This is a genomic window from Streptomyces sp. NBC_00028, from assembly GCF_045041065.1.
Lineage (GTDB): Bacteria > Actinomycetota > Actinomycetes > Streptomycetales > Streptomycetaceae > Streptomyces.
The window spans coordinates 2,363,951-2,386,239 of record NZ_CP108293.1 but is presented as its reverse complement, the minus strand read 5'-3'; the positions used below and the strand labels follow the sequence as shown (position 1 = coordinate 2,386,239).

17 protein-coding genes and 1 pseudogene are annotated in these 22,289 nt (G+C 71.0%); 7 read left to right on the top strand and 11 right to left on the bottom strand.

Annotation, left to right across the window (positions count from 1 at the left end):
- Nucleotides 1-18 precede the first annotated feature (18 nt).
- The gene (locus OG885_RS10600; RefSeq protein WP_405729558.1) at nt 19-1,104 is read right to left on the bottom strand and encodes an acyltransferase family protein; all 1,086 of its coding nucleotides are present in this window, start codon (nt 1,102-1,104) and stop codon (nt 19-21) included.
- Between the two features lie 231 nt (nt 1,105-1,335).
- Here OG885_RS10600 and OG885_RS10595 point away from each other — a divergent pair, with 231 nt between their 5' ends.
- The gene (locus tag OG885_RS10595) at nt 1,336-2,655 is read left to right on the top strand and encodes a hemolysin family protein (RefSeq protein WP_405729555.1); all 1,320 of its coding nucleotides are present in this window, start codon (nt 1,336-1,338) and stop codon (nt 2,653-2,655) included.
- Nucleotides 2,652-3,680, top strand: coding sequence for a hemolysin family protein (locus OG885_RS10590; protein WP_405729552.1), 1,029 nt, complete (start codon nt 2,652-2,654; stop codon nt 3,678-3,680). Before OG885_RS10595 ends, OG885_RS10590 begins: the two co-directional genes overlap by 4 nt.
- Before the next feature lie 12 nt (nt 3,681-3,692).
- Here the strand turns inward: OG885_RS10590 and OG885_RS10585 are convergent, their stop codons facing one another.
- Entirely contained in the window at nt 3,693-4,856 is a 1,164-nt protein-coding gene (locus OG885_RS10585) for a magnesium and cobalt transport protein CorA (protein ID WP_405729549.1), read from the bottom strand.
- 426 nt (nt 4,857-5,282) lie between these two features.
- On the opposite strand from OG885_RS10585, the gene OG885_RS10580 reads away from it, so the two are divergent.
- Both OG885_RS10580 and OG885_RS10575 read left to right on the top strand, forming a co-directional pair.
- Complete coding sequence (locus OG885_RS10580; protein WP_405729546.1) at nt 5,283-6,398, top strand: winged helix DNA-binding domain-containing protein; 1,116 nt, start codon at nt 5,283-5,285, stop codon at nt 6,396-6,398.
- A gap of 254 nt (nt 6,399-6,652) precedes the next feature.
- A pseudogene (locus OG885_RS10575) lies at nt 6,653-6,760 on the top strand (LysR family transcriptional regulator); the annotation flags it as partial.
- Nucleotides 6,761-6,772: 12 nt separating this feature from the next.
- On the opposite strand, the gene OG885_RS10570 reads toward OG885_RS10575, so the two are convergent.
- The 4 genes from OG885_RS10570 to OG885_RS10555 all read right to left on the bottom strand — a co-directional run bounded on the left by OG885_RS10570 (nt 6,773) and on the right by OG885_RS10555 (nt 11,799).
- Nucleotides 6,773-6,934 carry a hypothetical protein gene (locus OG885_RS10570; protein WP_405743197.1) on the bottom strand — a complete coding sequence of 54 codons (162 nt, stop codon included), beginning with the start codon at nt 6,932-6,934 and terminating at the stop codon, nt 6,773-6,775.
- Nucleotides 6,935-7,021: 87 nt separating this feature from the next.
- Complete coding sequence (locus OG885_RS10565) at nt 7,022-7,813, bottom strand: S1 family peptidase (protein ID WP_399951339.1); 792 nt, start codon at nt 7,811-7,813, stop codon at nt 7,022-7,024.
- Between the two features lie 223 nt (nt 7,814-8,036).
- Nucleotides 8,037-10,841 (bottom strand): ATP-binding protein, encoded by a 2,805-nt coding sequence (locus OG885_RS10560; RefSeq protein WP_405729543.1) that lies wholly within the window; start codon nt 10,839-10,841, stop codon nt 8,037-8,039.
- A 145-nt stretch (nt 10,842-10,986) separates the two neighbouring features.
- Entirely contained in the window at nt 10,987-11,799 is an 813-nt protein-coding gene (locus tag OG885_RS10555; protein ID WP_405729540.1) for a response regulator transcription factor, read from the bottom strand.
- A gap of 114 nt (nt 11,800-11,913) precedes the next feature.
- On the opposite strand from OG885_RS10555, the gene OG885_RS10550 reads away from it, so the two are divergent.
- Together OG885_RS10550 and OG885_RS10545 are read left to right on the top strand one after the other, a co-directional pair.
- Entirely contained in the window at nt 11,914-13,578 is a 1,665-nt protein-coding gene (locus OG885_RS10550; protein WP_405729537.1) for an AMP-binding protein, read from the top strand.
- Complete coding sequence (locus OG885_RS10545) at nt 13,575-15,158, top strand: AMP-binding protein (protein WP_405729534.1); 1,584 nt, start codon at nt 13,575-13,577, stop codon at nt 15,156-15,158. The genes OG885_RS10550 and OG885_RS10545 overlap by 4 nt, the downstream gene beginning before the upstream one ends.
- A gap of 223 nt (nt 15,159-15,381) precedes the next feature.
- Here the strand turns inward: OG885_RS10545 and OG885_RS10540 are convergent, their stop codons facing one another.
- The gene (locus OG885_RS10540) at nt 15,382-16,065 is read right to left on the bottom strand and encodes a hypothetical protein (RefSeq protein ID WP_405729531.1); all 684 of its coding nucleotides are present in this window, start codon (nt 16,063-16,065) and stop codon (nt 15,382-15,384) included.
- 216 nt (nt 16,066-16,281) lie between these two features.
- On the opposite strand from OG885_RS10540, the gene gcl reads away from it, so the two are divergent.
- Nucleotides 16,282-18,069 (top strand): glyoxylate carboligase, encoded by a 1,788-nt coding sequence (gene gcl / locus OG885_RS10535; protein WP_405729529.1) that lies wholly within the window; start codon nt 16,282-16,284, stop codon nt 18,067-18,069.
- 261 nt (nt 18,070-18,330) lie between these two features.
- On the opposite strand, the gene OG885_RS10530 is transcribed toward gcl, so the two are convergent.
- The 4 genes from OG885_RS10530 to OG885_RS10515 all read right to left on the bottom strand — a co-directional run bounded on the left by OG885_RS10530 (nt 18,331) and on the right by OG885_RS10515 (nt 22,244).
- Nucleotides 18,331-18,567 (bottom strand): hypothetical protein, encoded by a 237-nt coding sequence (locus OG885_RS10530; protein ID WP_399951358.1) that lies wholly within the window; start codon nt 18,565-18,567, stop codon nt 18,331-18,333.
- Between the two features lie 302 nt (nt 18,568-18,869).
- Nucleotides 18,870-20,327, bottom strand: a complete 1,458-nt coding sequence (locus OG885_RS10525; protein WP_405729526.1) for a catalase — start codon at nt 20,325-20,327, stop codon at nt 18,870-18,872.
- Between the two features lie 175 nt (nt 20,328-20,502).
- Nucleotides 20,503-21,396, bottom strand: a complete 894-nt coding sequence (locus OG885_RS10520; RefSeq protein ID WP_405729523.1) for a 2-hydroxy-3-oxopropionate reductase — start codon at nt 21,394-21,396, stop codon at nt 20,503-20,505.
- A gap of 26 nt (nt 21,397-21,422) precedes the next feature.
- Entirely contained in the window at nt 21,423-22,244 is an 822-nt protein-coding gene (locus OG885_RS10515; protein ID WP_405729520.1) for a TIM barrel protein, read from the bottom strand.
- Nucleotides 22,245-22,289 lie beyond the last annotated feature (45 nt).

Here is a 22,289-nt window from a genome sequence, read left to right as displayed (position 1 = left end):
TGCCCGTTCGAACCGAGGTCAGGCCTCCCTGCGGAAAGCCCAGTTCATCCGCGGCTCCATCACACACCGGAACGCCCGCCGCACCGGCGCCGTGCACAACACCGTCACCACCGCGGCGGCGACGACGGAGACGGCGACCTTGCCGAGCGGCTGGTGGAACCACTCGACGTGGGACCAGTGCCAGTGGTTGGCGGCCTGGATGACGAACCCGTGCAGCAGATAGCCGTAGAGCGTGCCCGCGCCCAGCGCGGTGAACCACATCCGGCGCCCCGGCACCCAGGAGAGGAAGCAGCCGACCAGGACCAGCGAACAGCCGAACAGGGCCAGGGTCATGAGGGGCCCGTACCAGTCGGGTACGGCGAAGTCCGCGGCGGCGTCCTTGTGGAAGAACCAGGCGTAGTCCATGCGCGGCGCCGCCCAGTACGCGAACACGAGCGTGGCCGCCATGACCGGCACCGCCGCGAGCCGTACCCGCCACTGCCGGACCAGACTGAAGTGCGCGGGCCGCAGACACAGGCCGAGCACGAAGTACGGCAGGAACTGAAGCGTGCGCTGGAGGTCGAGGTCCTTGCCGATGGACGGCGTGAGCGTGGCCAGCGCCGCGACGGCGAGCGCGATCGGCATCGGCCACCGCACCGCCCGCCAGATCGGCGTGGTCAGCCGCCAGATGAACAGTGCCGCCAGGAACCAGGTCAGATACAGCGGGTCCAGCAGACTGATCGCACGGTCGGGTTCGCCGTCGGACCAGCGGGTGAAGTAGGTGTACGCCGTCTCGAAGACGACGTAGGGGACCACGACACCGGTGACCAGACGTCTGATCTTCGCCGGGCTCGCGTCGAAGTTCCGCGAGAAGTAGCCCGAGATCACGATGAACGCCGGCATGTGGAAGGCGTACACGACCATGTAGAGCGCGGTCACCGCACGGCTGTCCGAGCGCAGCGGCTCCCAGGCGTGCCCCATCGCCACCAGCACGATCGCCAGGTACTTGGCGTTGTCGAAGAACGCGTCCCGCTGTCGCGGTTGTTCGGCCGCCGTTGTTCTGGAACCTGTGGGGCGGGTTACGTCTCTTACTGGAGTTACGGCTGTGGTGGCGGAGGGCGGCATCCTGTCCGCCTTGCCGACTCCGGGCGAGGTAAACCACCGATCGGTGGAACAACGGGGAAGTCCCGAGCGTTGTGCACTTGACCAGCGTGCTTTGCGTGTCCTTTACCATGGGGATGCGTCCATGCCCCCGATTCACCGAGAAGAGAAGGAGACCGAGCCCGCGATGGGTGAGCCTCCCAGTACCGACCGCGCCGACTCCCGACCGCTCGTCGAGGCAACGGGGGTGGCGCGGTGACCGAGATCCTGCTGCTCCTGCTGGCCCTCCTGCTCACACTGGCCTGCGCCGTGTTCGTCGCGGCCGAGTTCTCCCTGACCACCGTCGAGCGCGGTGAGCTGGAGCGCGCCACCGAGGCGGGCGAGCGCGGCGCCGAGGGCGCCCTGAAGGCCGTACGCCGGCTGACCGTCCAGCTCTCCGGCGCCCAGCTCGGCATCACCGTCACCTCACTGGTGATCGGCATGCTCGCCGAGCCGTCGCTGGCCGCGCTGCTGCGGGGCCCGCTGGAGGCCCTCGGCCTGGGCGGGGCCGCCCCCACGGTGGCGACCATCCTCGGCGTGGCGCTGTCCACGGTCGTGCTGATGGTGATCGGCGAGCTGGTGCCGAAGAACTGGGCGATCTCCCGGCCGCTGGCGGTCGCGAAGGTGGTGGCCGGACCGCAGCGCGGCTTCACGGCCGCGTTCGGCCCGTTCATCGGCCATCTCAACAACACCGCGAACCGGGTCGTACGACGTCTCGGCCTGGAGCCCGCCGAGGAACTGGCCTCCGCCCGCGGCCCCGAGGAGCTCGTCGCGCTCGCCGAGCACTCGGCGGCCGAGGGCGCCCTGGAGGCGGACTCCGCCGAACTGTTCGTGCGCACCCTGCACCTGGGCGAGCTGACCGCGCAGAACGTGATGACCCCGCGTGTCGACGTCCAGGCCCTGGAGGCACACGCCACGGCCGCCGACGCGGCCAACCTGACGTACGCCACCGGCCTGTCCCGCTTCCCGGTCTACCGCGACAGCCTCGACGAGGTGATCGGCAGCGTCCACATCCGTGACGTACTGGCCCTGGAACCGGAGAAGCGGTCCGTCACCCCGGTCACCGACCTGGCCACCGAGCCCCTGCTGGTGCCGGACAGCCTGCCCGCGGACCGGCTCCTGGAGCGGCTGCGCGCGACCCGCACCATGGCCGTGGTCATCGACGAGTACGGCGGTACGGCGGGCGTCGCGACGGTGGAGGACATCGTCGAGGAGGTCGTCGGCGAGGTCCGTGACGAGCACGACCCCGTCGAGGCGCCGGACCTGCAACCCGTCGGCGTCGGCGCCTGGGAGGCGGAAGGCTCCGTCCGGCTGGACGAGCTGGAGGCGATAGGACTCGACGCCCCGGACGGCCCGTACGAGACCGTCGCGGGCCTCGTCGCCACCCGACTGGCCCGTATCCCCGTCAAGGGCGACGTCGTCGCGCTCGACGGCTGGCTGCTGGACGTCCTCGACGTCGAGCACCACCGCGCCGACCGTGTCCGCATCACCGCACCGGCCCAGGTGCCGGTCCAGGTGGGGGAGGAGTCCCGATGACCGCCGTGCAGCTTCTCATCGGCGCCCTGACGCTGCTGACCAACGCGTTCTTCGTGGGCGGCGAGTTCGCCCTGATCTCCGTGCGCCGCAGCCAGATCGAGCCGCGCGCGAAGGAGGGCGACAAGCGGGCCCGGATGACCCTGTGGGGCCTGGAGCACCTCTCCGCGATGATGGCGACCGCCCAGCTCGGCATCACCGTCTCCTCCCTGGTGCTCGGCGCGGTCGCCGAACCGGCCATCGCCCATCTGCTGGAGCCCGGCTTCGAGGCGGCCCACATTCCGGACGGCCTGGTGCATCCGATCGCGTTCGTGATCGCGCTGGCGCTGGCCACCTATCTGCACATGCTGATCGGCGAGATGGTCCCGAAGAACATCGCGCTGGCGGCCCCCGTGGCGACCGCGCTGGTGCTCGGCCCGCCGCTGGTGGCGCTCACCCGGGTGCTGCGGCCGGTCGTGTTCGGCATCAACGCCTTCGCCAACACCCTGCTGAAGCTGCTGCGGGTCGAGCCGAAGGACGAGGTGGAGTCGGTCTTCACTGACGACCAGCTGGCCCGGATGGTCCTCGACGCGAGCGAGGCCGGACTGCTCTCGCCCGCCGACGGCGAACGGCTGCGGGACGCCCTGGAGCTGGGCACCCGCCCGGTCGGCGAGATCCTCGTACCGGTCCAGCGGATGCGCACCGTCGACGCCTCGGTCACCCCGGCGCGCCTTGAGCGGGTGGCCGCCGAGGCGGGTTACTCCCGCTTCCCGGTCACCGGCCCGCAGGGCACGCTCCTCGGCTACCTCCACATCAAGGACACCCTCGGCAACGCCGACCGCGACCGCCCCTTCCCGCGCACCGCCCTGCACCCGGTCACCCGGGTCCGCATCGACACCCCGCTGGACGACACCCTCACCGCCCTGCGCGCCGACGGCAGCCATCTGGCCGCCGTGACCGGGGAGAAGGGGGCCGTCCTCGGGTTCGTGACCATGGAGGACGTACTGACGGAGCTGGTCGGCCCCGCGCCGGCCGCCGTGTCGCCGTAGGAGCGCGGTCCCTCAGAGCCAGTCGCGCCGCTTGAAGATCACGTAGAGGCTGACACAGATCACGCCCATCAGACCGACCGCGAAGGGATATCCGAAGCGCCACCCCAGCTCGGGCATGTGCGGGAAGTTCATGCCGTAGATGGTGCCGACGAGGGTGGGGGCGAAGAGGATGGCGGCCCACGAGGAGATGCGTTTGATCTCCTCGTTCTGTTCGAACCCCGCCTCCGCCAACGCCCGCATCTCGGCGTTCTGCTGCTGGGTGACCAGCGTCGCGTTCACGGTGAGGATCTCCGTGAGGGCCTGACGGAAGCCGTCGACGCGCTCGCTGGTGTGCGTGACGTGATCGGCGACGTCGCGGAGGTAGCGCTGGAGTTCGTCGTCGGTGCCGTACTTGGAGAAGCCGGTCATCAGGCCGTGCAGCATGCCGACCAGGGGGCGGGTGGCGCGCTGGAACTCGACCATCTCACGGGAGAGTTCGTAGATCCGGCGGGAGACCTCGGGGTCGCCCCGGAAGACCTCCGTCTCGATCTCGTCGATGTCGTTCTGCACGCCGGCCACGACCGGGACATAGCCGTCGACCACGGCGTCCAGGATGGCGTACAGCACCGCCTCCGGACCGAGCTTCAGCAGGTCCGGCGAGGCCTCCATGCGGCTGCGGACCGCGGACAGGTCGGGAGCGGCGCCGTGCCGGACCGTGATCACGAAGTCGGGGCCCACGAACACGTGCAGCTCACCGAAGTCGACCTCCTCCGGGGCGTCCAGATAGCGGGCGGCCCGCAGGACGACGAAGAGGGTCTCGCCGTAGCGTTCGAGCTTGGGCCGCTGATGGGCCTCCATCGCGTCCTCGACCGCGAGCGGATGCAGATCGAACTCGGCGGCCAGGGACAGGAGTTCCGCCTCGGTCGGACGGGCAAGACCGATCCACGCCATGCCGGACCGCTGCTCACGCAGCTCACGGAAGGTCTCGGCGAGGGTCGCCGGCGCGGAGACCCGGACGCCGTCCCGGTACAGAGCCGCCTGAACGATGCTCGGCGGCTCCGCTTCGGTCGTCGCCGGGTCGGACCGGTCGGCGGCTTGCTTCTCCGTCGGCGGGGGAGGGGCGGCTGGAGCGAGGGCACGGAGCCAGGCGGACTTCCCTCGGCCCTTCGCGGTCGGACGAACGCGTCGCTCGGACATCACGGCTGCCTCTCGGCTCGAGTCACCGGCTGCGTGATCAGCGAGCAGGATATACGCGGCAAACGACGCCGACGGGGTCGGGTGGGGCGGGGTGGGGTCGGGCGTCGAGGGGGGCGGTGGTGCGGGCGTCGGCGTCGACGGGGTCAGGGCGTGAGGGTGCCGGCGTAGACGGGGCTGGGTGGTGTGGGCAGTCGTGTCGGTTGGGTCGGGGGTGCGGGTGTCGGTCCTGGCGGGTCGGGCCGTGTGGGAAGCGGTGTCGGTGGGGGCGGGTCCTGCGGGAGGTCATGGCGGTTGGGCCGGGCCCTGCGGGGGGCCGTGTCGGTTGGGTGGGTTCTGCCGGGAGGGGCGTCAAGGGGCGTGGCCCGGCGGGGAATCCATGTGCGTTGCGGACAGAAGGTGTCCGCAACGGGCGTTAGCGTGCGCGGTATGACGAAGACGGCCCCCGTGCTCGACCCCCGCGCCCTCAACCGAGCGACCCTCGACCGGCAGTTGCTGCTGGAGCGTTCGTCGCTGACGGCGAAGGCGGCGGTGGAGCATCTGCTCGGTCTCCAGGCGCAGAACGTCAAGCCGCCCTACTACGCGCTCGCCGCCCGCCTGGAGGGGTTCGCCCCCGAGGAGTTGTCCGGCCTGATGGCCGATCGGGAGGTCGTCCGGATCGTCACCATGCGGTCCACCATCCACACCCACACCGCCGCCGACACCCTCACCCTGCGCCCGCTCGTCCAGGCCGCCCGCGACCGCGAACTCACCAACTTCCGCAAGGGACTCGCCGGCGTCGACCTGGACCGGCTCGCCCTCCTCGCCCGCGACCTCGTCGAGACCGAGCCCCGCACCATGAAGCAGCTCCGCGAGGCGCTGCTCGAAGAGTGGCCCGACGCCGACCCGCAGTCCCTCGCGATCGCCGCCCGCTGCCGGCTCCCCCTCGTCCAGGTCACCCCGCGTGGACTGTGGGGACAGAGCGGCCAGGTGGCCCTCACCACCGCCGAGCACTGGCTCGGCCGCCCCGCCGAACCCGCCCCCGCTCCCGACGCCACCGTCCTGCGCTACCTCGCCGCCTTCGGCCCCGCCTCCGTCAAGGACATGCAGACCTGGGCCGGCCTGACCCGCCTGCGTGAAGCCTTCGAGCGCCTGCGCCCGCAGCTCCTGACCTTCCGCGACGAGCACGGCGTCGAACTCTTCGACCTCCCCGACGCCCCGCGCCCCGCTGCCGACACCCCGGCCCCGCCCCGCTTCCTCCCCGAGTTCGACAACCTCCTCCTCTCCCACGCCGACCGCACCCGCGTCATCCCGGCCGAGTACTGGGGCCGTAGCTGGGTCGGGAACATGGTGTACGCCACCTTCCTCGTCGACGGCTTCCTCGCCGGCGTGTGGAAGCTGGAGAAGGACGCCCCGGACAGCCACGCCCTCGTCATCGAGCCCTTCGGCAAGCTGACCAAGGGACAGCGGGACGAGGTCATCCAGGAGGGGGCGCGGATGCTCGCCACCATGCATCCCGGGACGTCGTACGACATCCGGTTCGGGACCGTCGTACGGCCGTCCTAGAGTCCGGACCGAGGAACTGCGCCAGCTCGCCTACTTCGTGACCGTCGCCGAGGAACTGCACTTCGGGCGGGCCGCCGAGCTGTTCGACCGTTCGCCCCGGCGGGTGCGGCGGGCCCGGAGGCCGTCGCGCCGCCGCCCGGTCTCCGGATCGGCACCAGCACCGGACTCGGTGAGCATCTGGACCGGGTGCTGACCCCAGCTCGACCGGCACCTAGGGAGCCCGGCGGGCGAACGCGGCGATTCCCGGCGTCCCGGTGCTGCCCCTGCGGTCCGACCCGCTGGTGGCCGCGCTCCCCGCGGCGCATCCGCTCGCCGCCCGCTCCGAGATCGGCGTCGAGGAACTCGCCGGGCTGCCGCTCGCTGTGGACGGTCGTCTACGCGTCCCACGCGCGCGTGCTGCACACCCCGAGGGTGGCCTTCCTGCCGTTCCGCGCGCCCGGGCTCGCCCTGTCGACGGGACTGGCCGTGCGCGGGTCGGTGCCCCAGCCGTCGGTGGGTACCTCGTGGACCCAGAGCTGGAGGGTCTCAAAAGACATGGATAGGGGGCGCTGCGGGCCGCTCGTGGAGGCCCGCAACGCCCCCTGGTACTTCACCTGAGGGGTGCTCAGGAGAACTTCTGGGACCTATGAGTTGACCTGTGCGGTCACCAGGCTGGAGAAGGTGGTCAGCCGGGTGTAGACACCCGGGTAACCGGCCTCCGCACAGCCCTCGCCCCAAGAAGTGATCCCTGCCAGGACGCCCCCGATGAGCAGGGGACCGCCGCTGTCGCCCTGGCAGGTGTCTACGCCGCCGGAGGTGTATCCGGCGCAAACCATGTCGGACTGGACGAAGTCCGAACCGTAGGAGCTCGCACAGCTGGAGTCGGACACGATCGGCACGGTCGCGGTCCGCAGCTGGTTGGAGGAGCTGCCGTTCTCCGAGGTGGTGCCCCAGCCGAGGATGCGGGCGGTGGTGCCCGCCGCGTACACACCGGTCTGGGACGAGGAGACGTACGACGCCGGGGTGTACGACATCGCCGTCGACAGGGTCAGGACGGCCACGTCGTCACCGTTGGTGGCGTCCGTGTAGCTGGGGTTGATCCAGATCTTGCTGACCCGGCTGACCGTGCCGTTGGTGCCGTTGAGATAGGTCCGGCCGCCGACGACACGGACGCTGCTCGTGGTCTCGCCGACCATGCAGTGGGCCGCCGTCACCACCTTGGTCGAGGAGACCAGGGTGCCGCCGCAGAACTGGTTCTGGGACGAGTCCGTGATCTGCATCATGAACGGGTACGAGGTCGTCGTGGTCGTGGAACCGCCGACGATGGGCTGGGGAGCGGCTACGGCGGAGGGGGCGCCGAGCAGCGCGGTCGCTGCGGCCGCAGCGGTGGCCGCCACGACGGCCGCGGTTCTCTTGGCGCGGTTGAGCCCGAACATGAGTCTCCTCAGTGGGGGTTGCCGGTGGGGGGACGCGCGGGTGTGGGGGGTGAGCACGGGGGTCGCGGGACCGACCCCCGTATGCCCGGGCGAGCGGCACGTTCATAACCTAGAACCGGGAAGTTCCCCTTCCCAATGAGGGAACCCCCTAGGGGAGTTGGGCAGGGAAAACCCTCGGTCGGCCGCAGGAAACACCACGCGGGTCAGTAAATCCCGCGCTGTCTCACTTCGTACGGCGCCCCGCCGCCAGCCGGACGATGTCCACCCGCGAGCGGATCCCCAGCTTGCGGTAGACCCGGGTCAGGGTCGCCTCGACCGTCTTGACGCTGATGAACAGCCGCGCGGCGATCTCCCGGTTGGTCGCGCCCTCCATGACGAGCGCGGCGACCTGACGCTCCATCGCCGCGAGCCCTTCGAGGGCGTCGGCGGTCGGGGCGGGCGTAGCCGGCGGCTCCGGTTCGGCCGCCGGTACGACGGTCGCCGCGTCGACCTGCCGCAGCCAGGGCAGCGCCCGGCAGCGCCGGAAGAGGCGGGCCGCCTCGTCGTACGAGGTCGGACCCGGGCGCCGGGTGCGCAGCTGGGCCAGCGCGAAGGCGGTGCGGGCCTCCTCCAGGCCGTACCCGAGTTTGGCGAGCCGGTCCTGCACCGACGTCAACTGGGCGAGGGCGGCCTCGTGTTCACCGCGCGCGGCCCGCAGCAGCCCCTCGGCACGGTCCAGCACCGCGAGCACGCTCTCCCGGCCCAGCCGCAGCGCCTGCTCCCGGGTGACCTCGATGACGTCCTGGGCCTCGCGCAGCTCCCCGATCCGGACGAGGGACTCGGCGAGATCGCCCTGCCAGCGGCCCCGGGCCGGGTCGGTGATGCCGAGCCCCTGCTCCAGCTCGCGTACCCGGCGCAGCGAGCGGACGGCGGCCTCGGCGTCCCCGGCGACCAGCTGGGCGTAGCCGAGGGCGGTCAGCGCGCGGGAGACGTACATCTGGTCGCCGTCCTCCTCGGCGTGGTCGACCGCTTCCCGGGCCAGCTCCAGTGCTCGCTCCACCTCGCCGCCCGAGGCCTCCCCGAGGGAGGTGAGGACCGCGGAGGCGACCTCGCCGATGCCGGTGTCCCGGGCCATCATCAGGCTCTCCCGGGCGAGGTCGAGGGCGCGGCCGCAGTGCCCGGAGCGCAGTTCGGTCTCGGCGACCCCGCGCAGGAAGTGCACCTCGCTCTCGACGGCCCCGGTGCGCTGGACCTCGCGCAGCAGCGCGGTGACCGTGGCGCGGGCCTCGGCCAGCTGGTCGCTCATGATCAGCCAGCGGAACCGGGAGTAGCCGGCGCCGTTGTGGTGGCACGACACCCTCGGGTCCTGGGGCTCCTTCAGGGCGCGCTTGATGGTCGCGGGGGCGTCCGGATGGCCCATCAGGGTCTCGATCTGGGCCTGGAAGGCCAGGGCCATCAGCTCGTTGTAGCGGTCGCCGGCCCGCGCGGCGAGCGCCGCCGAGTGCGCCGCCTCCTCGCGGGCCTGGTCGAAGTCGCCGTCCACCAGGACGGCCCGCCAGGTCAGCTGGTAGTGGATCAGGGCGAGCAACTGGGGGTCGTCGCCGGCGTCGGCCAGGGCCTGCGGGAAGACCGAGTCGACCTCCGTCATGGCGTGGCCCGCGGTGTCGATCACGATGATCCAGGCCCGCACCCGGTCCGCGGGGACGGTCGCCCGGGTCAGCACGTCCCGGGCGATGTCCCGGGCGAGGTCCAGCTCACCGGCGGTGATGGCGTCCTCGGCGGCCTGGAGGCGCCGCGCGTCGGGGTCGGCCTCGACGGGGGTGTGGCGGGCGGCGAGCAGTCCGAGGGAGGCGGCGACCGAGGGGGCGCCGCGGTCCCGGGCGAGGGAAGCGGCCTCGGCGAGGCTGTCGGCGGTGTCCGGGTCGGTGCCGGTGGTGGCCAGGGCGAGATGCCGGGCCCGCTCGATGGGGTCGGAGGCGGCCTTCGACAGCGCGGCGTGCGCCGCCCGTCTCTCGTGCGCGGGCGCCTCCGCGTACAGCGCGGCCGAGATCAGCGGATGCGCGAACCGTACGGCGGGGCCCTCCGGTTCGGTGGCCAGCAGGCCGAGGGCGGCGGCCTGGGCGGTCTCCGCCTCGGCGTTCTCCCGGCCGGCCGCGCGCAGCAGGGCGGGGGTGGGGCGGGCGCCGGCGCTCGCGACGAGGAGGGTGCGGCGGGCCTCGTCGGAGAGCATCTCCAGGCGGTTCAGCACGAGGGTGCGCAGCGAGGTGGGCACCGGGAGCGGCTCGCCGGGCCGGGGCGGGGTGGGGTTCTCGCTGAGGGCGCGGCCGAGTTCCAGGGCGAAGAGCGGGTTGCCGCCGCTGGTGCGGTGGATGTCGCGGACCGTGGAGCGGGGCAGGCCGGTGTAGCCGCGGTGGCCGAGCAGTTCGGAGACCTGGGTGCGGGAGAGCGGGTTGACGCGCAGGGCGAGGGTGTCCGGCGGGGACGCGCGTAGATGGCGGTCGTACTCCTGACCCTCGGTCCGCACCGCGCACAGCATCCGCACCGGGGTGTCGCCGAGGCGGCGGGCGGCGAAGCCGAGGAGTTCGGCGCTGGCGGAGTCCAGCCACTGCACGTCGTCGGCGACGATCAGCACCGGGCCCTCGGCGGCGAGCGCGCGCAGTGCCGACAGCACGGCGAGGCGCAGGGCGAGGCCGTCGCGCTGGAGGGTGGACTCGCCGCGGCCGGTGAGCGCCGACTCCAGCGCGGTGCGCTGTGCGGCGGGCAGCTTCCCGGAGACCTCGTCGAGGACCAGACCGAGCAGGTCGGCGAGGGCGAGGAAGGGGAGATGGGATTCGGACTCGGTCGCCGAGCAGCGCAGGACGGTGCGGGCCGAGCCGCCGTTATCCGCGGCCAATGCCCGCAGGACGGTGGACTTTCCTATTCCGGCGGGGCCGTGCAGCAGCACGCTGCCGCCCCGGACGAGCTGCTCCCGGGCCCGACCGAACACCTCCTCCCGGCCGATGACCAGGTCGGGGCGGCATCTCGCAGGCTCCTGGAAGTCCCGTTGCACGGTCGCCGCTCCCCTCGTGTCGTGTCCGGGCCAAATTCTAGGCAACGATTCTTTGAAATCCGGAGGGGAGACGTGGTGAGGCACATAACAACCTCAAAGTATGGGGAAATTCAAAGCACAGGTGAATGAATGGTGGGGCAACGTTCTAGGGCAGCAGCCCTGCCCGGCGCGCCGCCGCCACCGCCTCCCCACGGGTGCGCGCGCCCAGCCTGCGCATGGCCGAGCGCAGATACCCCTTGACCGTCTCCGGCCGCAGCCCCAGCCGCTCGGCGGCCGCCGCGTTGGTCGCTCCCTCGGCCACACAGGCCAGGACGTCCAGCTCACGCGGGGCGAGGGCCGTGCGGACCGGTCGCTGCCGCGGGGTGAGCAGTCCGCACGCGTCGAGGAGTTCGGCCCGCAGCGCCGGGTCGGTGATCCGTGGCGCCAGCGCCCGCAGCGCCGCGTGCGCCTCCCGGACCTGCTCCCGCGACACGGGGTCCACCCCGGCCGGCTCGGCCGCCGCCACCAGCTCCCTCGCCTCCTCGCGCACCACCAGCGCCTGCTCCACGTCCCGCGCCGCCTCCATCGCCGCGCCCAGCACCCGGTCACCCAGCGGCTGTACGGTGCGCAGCGCGCCGTACAGCACACCCCGCACCCGGCGCCGTACGACGACGGGCACCGCCACGATCGAGCGCAGGCCCTCGGTGGCGACCGGGGCGTCGTACTCGTGGCTGATCTGCCGGGAGGCGGAGTAGTCCGTCACGGCGCACGGGCGGGCGAGGGCGACCGCCCTGCCGCCGAGGCCGCTGCCCGAGGTCACGGCCAAGGCGCGCAGCGCGACCGTCGCCGTGCCGCTCAGTTCGCTGATGCGCATCTGGGGGCGGCCGGCCTCCACGAGCCCGCCGAAGGCGACCGGGAGCCCGGTCGTCCGCCGCAGCCGCACCAGCGCGTTGCGGATCTCCGCCGCCTCCGTAGCCACCCGTTCGTCCTTTCGCCGCGGCGCACACCCCCGTTCGGGGGTAGTGAGACCTGCATCACGGAGTAAACGATGACAGAGAGCCGCCCGGCAATGGTCCGGCCCTGAGGAGGACAGATGACGACGGAGTCGTTCCGCGCAGCGCGGGACTTCCTGCTCGCCCACCGCGAGGACTACGCGACGGCCTACGAGGGCTTCACCTGGCCCCGGCCCGAGCGCTTCAACTGGGCGCTCGACTGGTTCGACGTCATCGCCGACGGCAACGACCGGACCGCCCTGCACATCGTCGAGGAGGACGGCGCCGAGGTCAGGCTGTCCTTCGCCGAGCTGTCCGAGCGTTCCGACCGGATCGCGAACTGGCTGCGCGACCAGGGAGTGCGCGCCGAGGACCGCGTCCTGGTGATGCTCGGGAACCAGGCCGAGCTGTGGGAGACCGCCCTCGCCGCGATGAAGCTGCGCGCCGTCGTCATCCCGGCCACACCGCTGCTGGGCCCCGCCGACCTGCGCGACCGCGTCGAGCGCGGGCGGGTGCGCCAGGTGCTCGTACGGTCGGAGGACACCGGCAAGTTCGACGACGTGCCCGGCGACTACACCCGGATCGCGGTCGGCGGCGCCTCGGAGGGCTGGCGGCGCTACGAGGACGCCTACGAGGCATCGCCCGACTTCACGCCGGACGGCCCGACCGGGGCCGACGACCCGCTGATGCTCTACTTCACCTCGGGCACCACGGCCCGCCCCAAGCTGGTCGAGCACACCCACACCTCGTACCCGGTCGGGCACCTGGCCACCATGTACTGGATCGGCCTCAGGCCCGGCGACGTGCATCTGAACATCTCCTCGCCCGGCTGGGCCAAGCACGCCTGGTCGAACCTGTTCGCGCCCTGGAACGCGGAAGCCACCGTCTTCATCCACAACTACACGCGCTTCGACGCGGCCCGGCTGATGGCGGAGATGGACCGCGCGGGAGTGACCACCTTCTGCGCCCCTCCCACCGTGTGGCGGATGCTCATCCAGGCCGACCTCACCCAGCTGCGGACCCCGCCGAGGGAGGCGGTGGCGGCGGGCGAGCCGCTGAACCCCGAGGTCATCGAGCAGGTGCGGCGGGCGTGGGGGGTGACGATCCGGGACGGTTTCGGACAGACGGAGACGGCGGTCCAGGTCTCCAACAGCCCCGGCCAGCCCCTGAAGACCGGCTCCATGGGACGGCCCAGCCCCGGCTACCGCGTGGAACTCCTCGACCCGGTGACCGGCGCTCCGGGTGCCGACGAGGGCGAGATCGCGCTCGACCTGTCCGCGCGGCCCGTCGGCCTGATGACCGGCTACCACGGCGACGCGGACCGTACGGCGGAGGCGATGGCGGGCGGCTACTACCGCACCGGGGACGTGGCATCCCGGGACGCGGACGGCTACCTCACCTACATCGGCCGCAGCGACGACGTCTTCAAGGCGAGCGACTACAAGATCAGCCCCTTCGAGCTGGAGAGCGCGCTGCTGGAGCACGAGGCGGTCGCCGAGGCGGCCGTCGTGCCCGCGCCGGACGAGCTGCGGCTCGCGGTGCCGAAGGCGTACGTGGTCCTCGCGGAGGGCTGGGAACCAGGCCCCGACACCGCGAAGGTCCTCTTCGAGCACTCGCGGGACGTCCTCGCGCCCTACAAGCGCATCCGCCGCCTGGAGTTCGCGCCGCTGCCCAAGACCGTCTCCGGCAAGATCCGCCGCATCGAGCTGCGCGAGGCCACGGCCGCCGGCTCGGCCGCCGAGTACCGCGAGGAGGACTTCCGATGAGCTCCTACACCCATGGGACGAGCGGGACTTCACTGCTCGGGGACACGATCGGCGCGAACCTCGACCGGGCGGTGGCGAGTTGGCCGGACCGTGAGGCACTGGTCGACGTACCGTCCGGACGGCGCTGGACCTACGGTGAATTCGCCGCCGATGTCGAGGAGTTGGCGTACGCGCTGATGGCGAGCGGGGTCGCCAAGGGTGACCGGGTGGGCATCTGGGCGGTCAACTGCCCCGAGTGGGTGCTCGTCCAGTACGCCACCGCCCGCATCGGCGCGATCATGGTGAACATCAACCCGGCGTACCGCACCCACGAGGTCGAGTACGTGCTCAACCAGGCCGGGATCTCCCTGTTGTTCGCGTCCCTCAGTCACAAGACGAGCGACTACCGGGCGATGGTGGAGGAGGTGCGGGGTGCGTGCCCGCGGCTGAGGGAGACGGTGTTCATCGGCGACCCGAGCTGGGACGCGCTCCTCGCCCGGGCGACCCCGGCGCCGTACCCGGAGCTGTCCTGCGACGACCCGATCAACATCCAGTACACGTCGGGGACGACGGGCTTCCCGAAGGGGGCGACCCTCTCCCACCACAACATCCTCAACAACGGTTACTTCGTGGGGGAGTTGATCGCGTACAGCGAGCAGGACCGGATCTGCATCCCGGTGCCCTTCTATCACTGCTTCGGCATGGTGATGGGCAATCTGGCGGCGACCTCGCACGGCGCCTGCATGGTGATCCCGGCCCCGTCCTTCGACCCGAAGGCCACGCTGGACGCCGTCCAGCAGGAGCGCTGCACCTCCCTCTACGGCGTACCGACCATGTTCATCGCGGAGTTGAACGACCCGGACTTCGCGTCGTACGACCTCTCCTCCCTCCGCACCGGCATCATGGCGGGCTCGCCGTGTCCGGTGGAGGTGATGAAGCGGGTGGTCGCCGAGATGCACATGGCGGAGGTCTCCATCTGCTACGGCATGACCGAGACGTCCCCGGTGTCGCTCCAGACGCGGCGGGACGACGACCTGGAACACCGCACGGGAACGGTCGGCCGCGTCCTGCCCCACATCGAGGTCAAGATCGTGGACCCGGTGACGGGAGTGACTCAACCCCGTGGCGAGGCGGGGGAGTTGTGCACCCGCGGCTACAGCGTGATGCTCGGCTACTGGAACGAGCCCGAGAAGACCGCCGAGTCGATCGACGCGGGCCGCTGGATGCACACCGGCGACCTGGCCGTGATGCGCGAGGACGGCTATGTCGAGATCGTCGGCCGCATCAAGGACATGATCATCCGGGGCGGCGAGAACATCTACCCGCGCGAGATCGAGGAGTTCCTCTACGCCCACCCGAAGATCGCGGACGTCCAGGTCGTCGGCGTCCCTCACGAGCGGTACGGCGAGGAGGTCCTCGCCTGCGTCATCCCCCGCGACCCCGCCGACCCACCGACCCTGGAGGACGTCCACGCCTTCTGCGAGGGCCGCCTGGCCCACTACAAGGTGCCGAGCAGGCTCCAGGTACTGGAGTCGTTCCCGATGACGGTGTCGGGAAAGGTACGCAAGGTGGAACTGCGGGAGACCTACGCGGAGGGGTGAGTTCACTCGCGTCCAGGACGCGGAAGCCCGGGTGGACGGACACCTGCTCGATGTGCAGGGCGCCGGGTCCGGCCGCATCGGGTTTCCGACGCCCACGACGGCGGCCGTCCCGGCGCCGCCCCTGACAACCGCGATCGGTACGAGCATCGGCAACCTCAGCCTCGTCGACCGAGCGGCCGTATCTCTTTCACCGCAGCCCCCTTTCGGCTCCACCGCCAAAGGCCTACGCCCCCGTGGAATCCAGTTCGTCCGCCAGGCCGTTCACCGGCTGGGGTGTTCCCGTCAGGTCGAGGACGAACAGGGGTACCCCCAGGGCGTCGGCGACTGTGCGGGCCTCTGTGGCGTAGCCGGCCAGGGAGAAGTAGACGCAGTCCGCGGATTCCGTCATCGCGGTGAGCCACAGGCATTCGACGTCGCGGAGTGAGGCCGGGCGGACGGTCGGGTCGACCTGGGCGAGGAGGCCGCGGGCGGCGAGGCCGATGCCGTTCGGGGGGCGTTGGTCGGCGCGGCGGATGTCCTGGTAGCCGAGCCAGCGCAGGTACAGGGCCGCGGCTGTCACCGCGTCGCGCGCCGTGCGGATCGTCACCGGCTGGAAGGTGCGCCGGCGGGACTGCTCGACGCGCCGGGTCGTCGTGATGCCGACCGCCTCCGGGGTGACCGGAACGCGCAGCACCGCTCCGCACGCGCAGCCCACCTCGGGGTGCGGCCACTCGCCCGTGCGCCCGCAGCGCGCGCACAGGACTGTCACCCAGTCGTCCTCCCAGGAGCGGTGCGTGACCGTCGTCGCACGCGCCCGCCGGTCCAACGCCGGTGTCACCGGCGCCCCGCAGGCGCACGGATAGGACGGTGCCGCATAGAAGTGCTCGCGCCGGCAGACCGGGCAGCGCACCGACACGTTCTCGGACATGGCCCACTCCAGAACGACCGCACGTCGGGACAGCGCTCCCATCGTCCTCCAGCGAACCCCGGCTTGTCCGTCTCTTGACGCCCTTCACCCCTCCACTTACATTGATTCCAGATAGTAGAAGTTAGTTTCCGTAATGTGGAATTTCGAGCGTACGGAAGTGCTCACCGCGGGGCGCGACGGGAGTGCGAATCCGACAGCCGAAGCAGGGAGTACTCGATGGCACGTATGACCGCTGCCCGCGCGGCAGTTGAGATCCTCAAGCGCGAGGGCGTCACCAACGCGTTCGGTGTGCCCGGCGCGGCGATCAACCCCTTCTACCGCGCCCTCAAGGAGGGCGGCGGCATCGACCACACGCTCGCCCGGCACGTCGAGGGCGCCTCCCACATGGCCGAGGGGTACACGCGTACCCAGCCCGGCAACATCGGTGTCTGCATCGGCACCTCGGGGCCGGCCGGCACCGACATGATCACCGGCCTGTACTCGGCGATCGCCGACTCGATCCCGATCCTGTGCATCACCGGCCAGGCGCCGGTCGCCAAACTGCACACCGAGGACTTCCAGGCCGTCGACATCGCCTCGATCGCCAAACCGGTCACCAAGTCCGCGACCACCGTCCTGGAGGCCGCCCAGGTCCCCGGCGTCTTCCAGCAGGCCTTCCACCTCATGCGCTCAGGTCGTCCAGGACCGGTCCTCATCGACCTGCCGATCGACGTCCAGCTCACCGAGATCGAGTTCGACCCGGAGACCTACGAGCCGCTGCCCGTCTACAAGCCGGCCGCGACCCGCGCCCAGGCCGAGAAGGCGATCAGGTTCCTGCTGGAGTCCGAGCGCCCGCTGATCGTCGCCGGCGGCGGCATCATCAACGCGGACGCCTCCGACCTGCTCGTCGAGTTCGCGGAACTCACCGACACCCCGGTCATCCCCACCCTGATGGGCTGGGGCACCATCCCGGACGACCATGAGCTGAACGCCGGCATGGTCGGCGTCCAGACCTCGCACCGCTACGGCAACGCCACGTTCCTGGAGTCGGACTTCGTCCTCGGCATCGGCAACCGCTGGGCCAACCGGCACACCGGCTACAAGCTCGACGTCTACCGGGGCGATCGCAAGTTCGTCCACGTCGACATCGAGCCCACCCAGATCGGCAAGATCTTCGCCCCGGACTACGGCATCGCCTCCGACGCCAAGGCCGCCCTGGAGCTCTTCGTCGAGATCGCGCGCGAGCTGAAGGCCGCGGGCGAGCTGCCCGACCGCTCCGCCTGGGTCGCCTCCCACCTGGAGCGCAAGGCCACCCTCCAGCGCCGTACGCACTTCGACAACGTGCCCATGAAGCCGCAGCGCGTCTACGAGGAGATGAACAAGGCCTTCGGCCCCGAGACGCGCTACGTCACCACGATCGGCCTCTCGCAGATCGCGGGCGCCCAGATGCTGCATGTCTACAAGCCGCGGCACTGGATCAACTGCGGTCAGGCCGGCCCGCTCGGCTGGACCCTCCCGGCCGCGCTCGGCGTCGCCAAGGCCGACCCGGAGACGCCCGTCGTCGCCCTCTCCGGCGACTACGACTTCCAGTTCATGCTGGAGGAGCTGGCCGTCGGCGCGCAGCACAAGATCCCGTACGTCCATGTCCTGGTCAACAACGCCTACCTGGGCCTGATCCGGCAGGCGCAGATCGGTCTCGACATCAACTTCCAGGTCAACCTGGAGTTCGAGAACATCAACTCCCCGGAGCTGGGCGTCTACGGCGTCGACCACCTCAAGGTCGTCGAGGGCCTCGGCTGCAAGGCCATCCGCGTCACCGAGCCCGACCAGCTGCTGCCGGCCTTCGAGGAGGCCAAGAAGCTGGCCGCCGAGTACCGGGTGCCGGTCGTCGTCGAGGCGATCCTGGAGCGGATCACCAACATCGCGATGAGCAAGACCGCCGACATCAGTGACGTCACCGAGTTCGAGGAGCTCGCGACGGAGCCGGGGCACGCCCCGACGGCGATCAGGACGCTGAAGGCCTGACGTACCGCAGCGACCACAGGGGCGGCCCAGCCGGGGGGATGGGCCGCCCCTTCGGCATGTCCCGTCCCCCCGGTGCCCGTCCCCCCGTATCCCCCGTGCCCCCCCGTACCCCCGTCACGCGGTGCCCGCCGCCCCCGTGCCGGCGGGCACCGCGTGACGACAATGTGCCCGCCCCCGGGGGCGGTTGAAGCCTCCGGGGGCGGGTTCAGAGGTTGATTTGAGGGTTCCGTAGCCCGTCTACGCCGCCGGGTGTAGGCGGGCTCACGGTTGAGGGTGCTCGGACAGCCCCGGCCAGTCGTCCGGGCCGCCGCCCTGCCACTCCACGATGTCCTCGTCCTCGACCTCGATCCGGTCGAGATCGGCGAGGCGCAGCAGCTCCACGACATCGTCCAGGTGGGAGGCGACGCCGAGGTTGTGGTCGTCCGCGGTGACCCGCCGGGAGCCGTCCAGGCCCGGCGAGTGCACCACGACGTGCGGATGGTGCGGTGCGTGTGCCATGCCTTCAGCGTGCTGCGCGCAAGCCGTCCGCGCATCCCGGACACGGCGAAGAGCACCGGATACGGGACCGTCCGTATCCGGTGCTCTTCGGGTCGTGCCGTGCTGCTGGGACCGCGGCGGCAGCGACGGAGCCCGAAACGCCCTTCCCTCAGGTCGAGAAGAGGATCTCCGGTCCTTCACCACCGCACTGGCTCGCACGCCGCCGCGGTCCATCACCCTGCCCGTGCCCCGTACCGAGGGACCACCCCTCATCCGGGTCGCTCAGCGTCCGGGCGCGAACAGGGAGCTCATCCCCTGGAAGGTCAGTCCTCGCGCAGGGCGCGGACCGCCTCCTCCACGCGCTTGCCGTACTCCGGGTCGGCGGCGTGGAAGTGGGCCAGGTTCTTCTCGATCACGTCGTCGCGGGAGACCTGGGACAGGCCGCCGGCGATGTTCGCGATCAGACGCTTCTTCTCGTCCTCGGACATCAGCCGGTAGAGCTCACCGGCCTGGAAGAAGTCGTCGTCCTTGGTGTGCTGCGGCGCCTCGTGCGTGCCGGTCCAGCCGCTGACCGCCAGTGGGGCGGCGAGCGGGCGGCCGGTCTCCGCCGGGCCGTCGTAGGAGTTCGGCTCGTAGTTCTTCGCCGCGCGGCCCTGGGAGTTGGCCGCCATGAGGCCGTCACGCCCGTAGTTCTGCGCGGTCGTCGCCTTGGGGGCGTTCACCGCGAGCAGGGTGTGGTTGACGCCCAGGCGGTAGCGGTGCGCGTCCGCGTAGGCGAACAGCCGGCCCTGGAGCATCTTGTCCGGCGAGGGGCCGATGCCCGGCACGAAGTTGTTCGGCGAGAACGCGGCCTGCTCGACCTCGGCGAACACGTTGTCCGGGTTGCGGTCGAGGACCAGCCGGCCCACGCGCTGGAGCGGGTAGTCCTTGTGCGGCCACACCTTGGTGAGGTCGAACGGGTTGAAGCGGTAGTCCGCCGCCTCGGCCGCCGGCATGATCTGGACGTAGAGCGTCCAGGACGGGTTCACCCCGCGCTCGATGGCCTGGAGTAGGTCCGTCTGGTGCGAGTTCGGGTCCTTGCCCGCGAGCTCGGCGCCCTGCTCGGCGGACAGGGAGCGGACGCCCTGGTTGGTCTTGAAGTGGTACTTGACGAAGAAGGCCTCGCCCTCGGCGTTCGTCCACTGGTAGGTGTGCGAGCCGTAGCCGTTCATGTGGCGGTACGACGCCGGGATGCCGCGGTCGCCCATCAGCCAGGTGATCTGGTGCGTGGCCTCGGGGGAGTGCGCCCAGAAGTCCCAGACGTTGTCCGCCTCCTGACGGCCCGTGAACGGGTCGCGCTTCTGCGAGTGGATGAAGTCGGGGAACTTGATCGGGTCCTTGATGAAGAACACCGGGGTGTTGTTGCCGACGAGGTCGTAGTTGCCCTCCTCGGTGTAGAACTTCACCGCGAAGCCGCGCGGGTCACGGACCGCGTCCGCGCCGCCGAGCGAGTCCGCCACGGTGGAGAAGCGCAGGAAGACCTCGGTGCGCTTGCCGACGCTGCTCAGGAAGTCGGCGTGCGTGAACCCGGTGACGTCGTCGGTCACCTCGAAGTAGCCGTACGCACCGCTGCCGCGGGCGTGCACCACGCGCTCCGGGATGCGCTCACGGTTGAAGCGGGCGAGCTTCTCCAGCAGGTGCTGGTCCTGGAGGAGGAGCGGACCGCCGACACCGGCGGAGGCGGAATTCTGGTTGTCGGCGACCGGGGCGCCGGACTCGGTCGTCAGCACGCGCTTCGACATCGGGGACCTTCCGTGCGGGTGACAGCGGAAACCTGTTTCCGCTTTGTGGAGCCTAGAAGTGGGGCGATCTGGACGTCAACACTTTGTTGAAGTGGATTCCGGGCGGCGCCGCCGCTTGGGCGCGACAGGACAGGTGTCAGCAGCGTGCGCCGCCCGGGGTCTGGGGGGCTGAGTGTCAGAGCTGGGCGCCGGAGAGGCGCTCGACCGCGCGCAGCAGTGCGGAGTGGTCCAGGCCGCCGTCGCCCTGGGCGCGCAGCGACGCGACCAGCTGGGCGACGACCGCGCCGACGGGCAGGGCCGCGCCGACGTTGCGGGCGGCGTCGGTGACGATGCCCATGTCCTTGTGGTGCAGATCGATACGGAAGCCCGGCTTGAAGTCGCGGTTCAGGAAGTTGTCCTTCTTGCGTGTCAGCACGGTCGAGCCCGCGAGGCCGCCGTTGAGGACGTCGAGCGCGGCCTTCAGGTCCACGCCGGACTTCTCCAGGAAGACCACGGCCTCGGCGCACGCCTGGATGTTGACGGCGACGATCAGCTGGTTGGCGGCCTTCACGGTCTGGCCCGAGCCGTGCGGACCGCACAGCACGATGGTCTTGCCGAGCGCCTCCAGGATCGGCTTGGCGGCGGCGAAGTCGGCCTGCTCACCGCCGACCATGATGGACAGCACGGCCTCGATGGCGCCGGCCTCGCCGCCGGACACCGGGGCGTCCAGGACGCGGATGCCCTTGTCCTTGGCGGCCTTCGCGAGGTCGACCGAGGTCTGCGGGGTGATCGAGGACATGTCGATCAGCAGGGCGCCGGACTTCGCGTTCTCCAGGATGCCGTCGGGGCCGTAGGAGATGGCCTCGACCTGCGGGGAGGCCGGGACCATGGTGACGACCACGTCGGCGTCGCGCACGGCCTCGGCGATCGAGGCGGCGGCCTTGCCGCCCGCGGCGGTCAGGCGGTCCAGCTTGTCCTGCTCCAGCGTGAAGCCGGTGACGTCGTAACCCGCCTTGATCAGGTTCTCGGACATGGGGGAGCCCATGATGCCGAGGCCTATCCACGCGATCTTGGGAAGGGTGTTGCTCATGATGGGGGTGCCTTTCGGGGAGGGGGTCAGCGGGACAGCCAGTCGAAGGCCTCGGCGCTCGGGCGGTCGCCCGGCTTGTACTCGAGGCCGACCCAGCCGTCGTAACCCGCCTTCTTCAGCTGGTCGAGGAGGTCTTCGAGGGGCAGCGAGCCGGTTCCCGGGGCGCCACGGCCCGGGTTGTCGGCGATCTGGACGTGGCCGGTCTTCGCGGCGTACTCCTCGATCACCGCCGGCAGGTCCTCGCCGTTCATGGACAGGTGGTAGAGGTCCATGAGGAACTTGGCGTTACCGAGTCCCGTCGCCTCGTTGACCTTGTCGACGATCCCGATCCCGGCCGGCGCGGACACCAGCGGGTAGCGCGGCGACTCCGGCTTGTTCAGCGTCTCGATCAGCAGGATCGCGCCGATCCGGTCGGCCGCGCGGGCCGCGAGGACCAGGTTCTCCAGCGCGAGCGCGTCCTGCGCGGCCGGGTCCACGCCGTCGACGCGGTTGCCGTACAGGGCGTTGAGCGCCTTGCAGTCGAGGGAGCGGGCGAAGTCCGCGGCCACCTCGATGTTGGCGCGGAACCTCTCCGACTCCTCGCCCGGGATCGACAGGGCGCCGCGGTCGGGGCCGGGCAGCTGACCGGCGTAGAAGTTCAGGCCCGTGAGCTGGACGCCCGCGTCCTCGATCGCCTTCTTCAGGGCGTCGAGCTCGGACTGCTCGGGGGTGGGGGAGTCGACCCAGGGCCACCACAGCTCGACCGCGGTGAAGCCCGCCGCGGCGGCGGCCGCGGGGCGCTCCAGGAGCGGGAGTTCCGTGAAGAGGATCGACAGGTTGACGTTGAAGCGCTGGTCTGCGAATCCCATAGGGGTCTGCGCTCCCTTCCGTGTCGAGTGATTCCGTATTGCGGA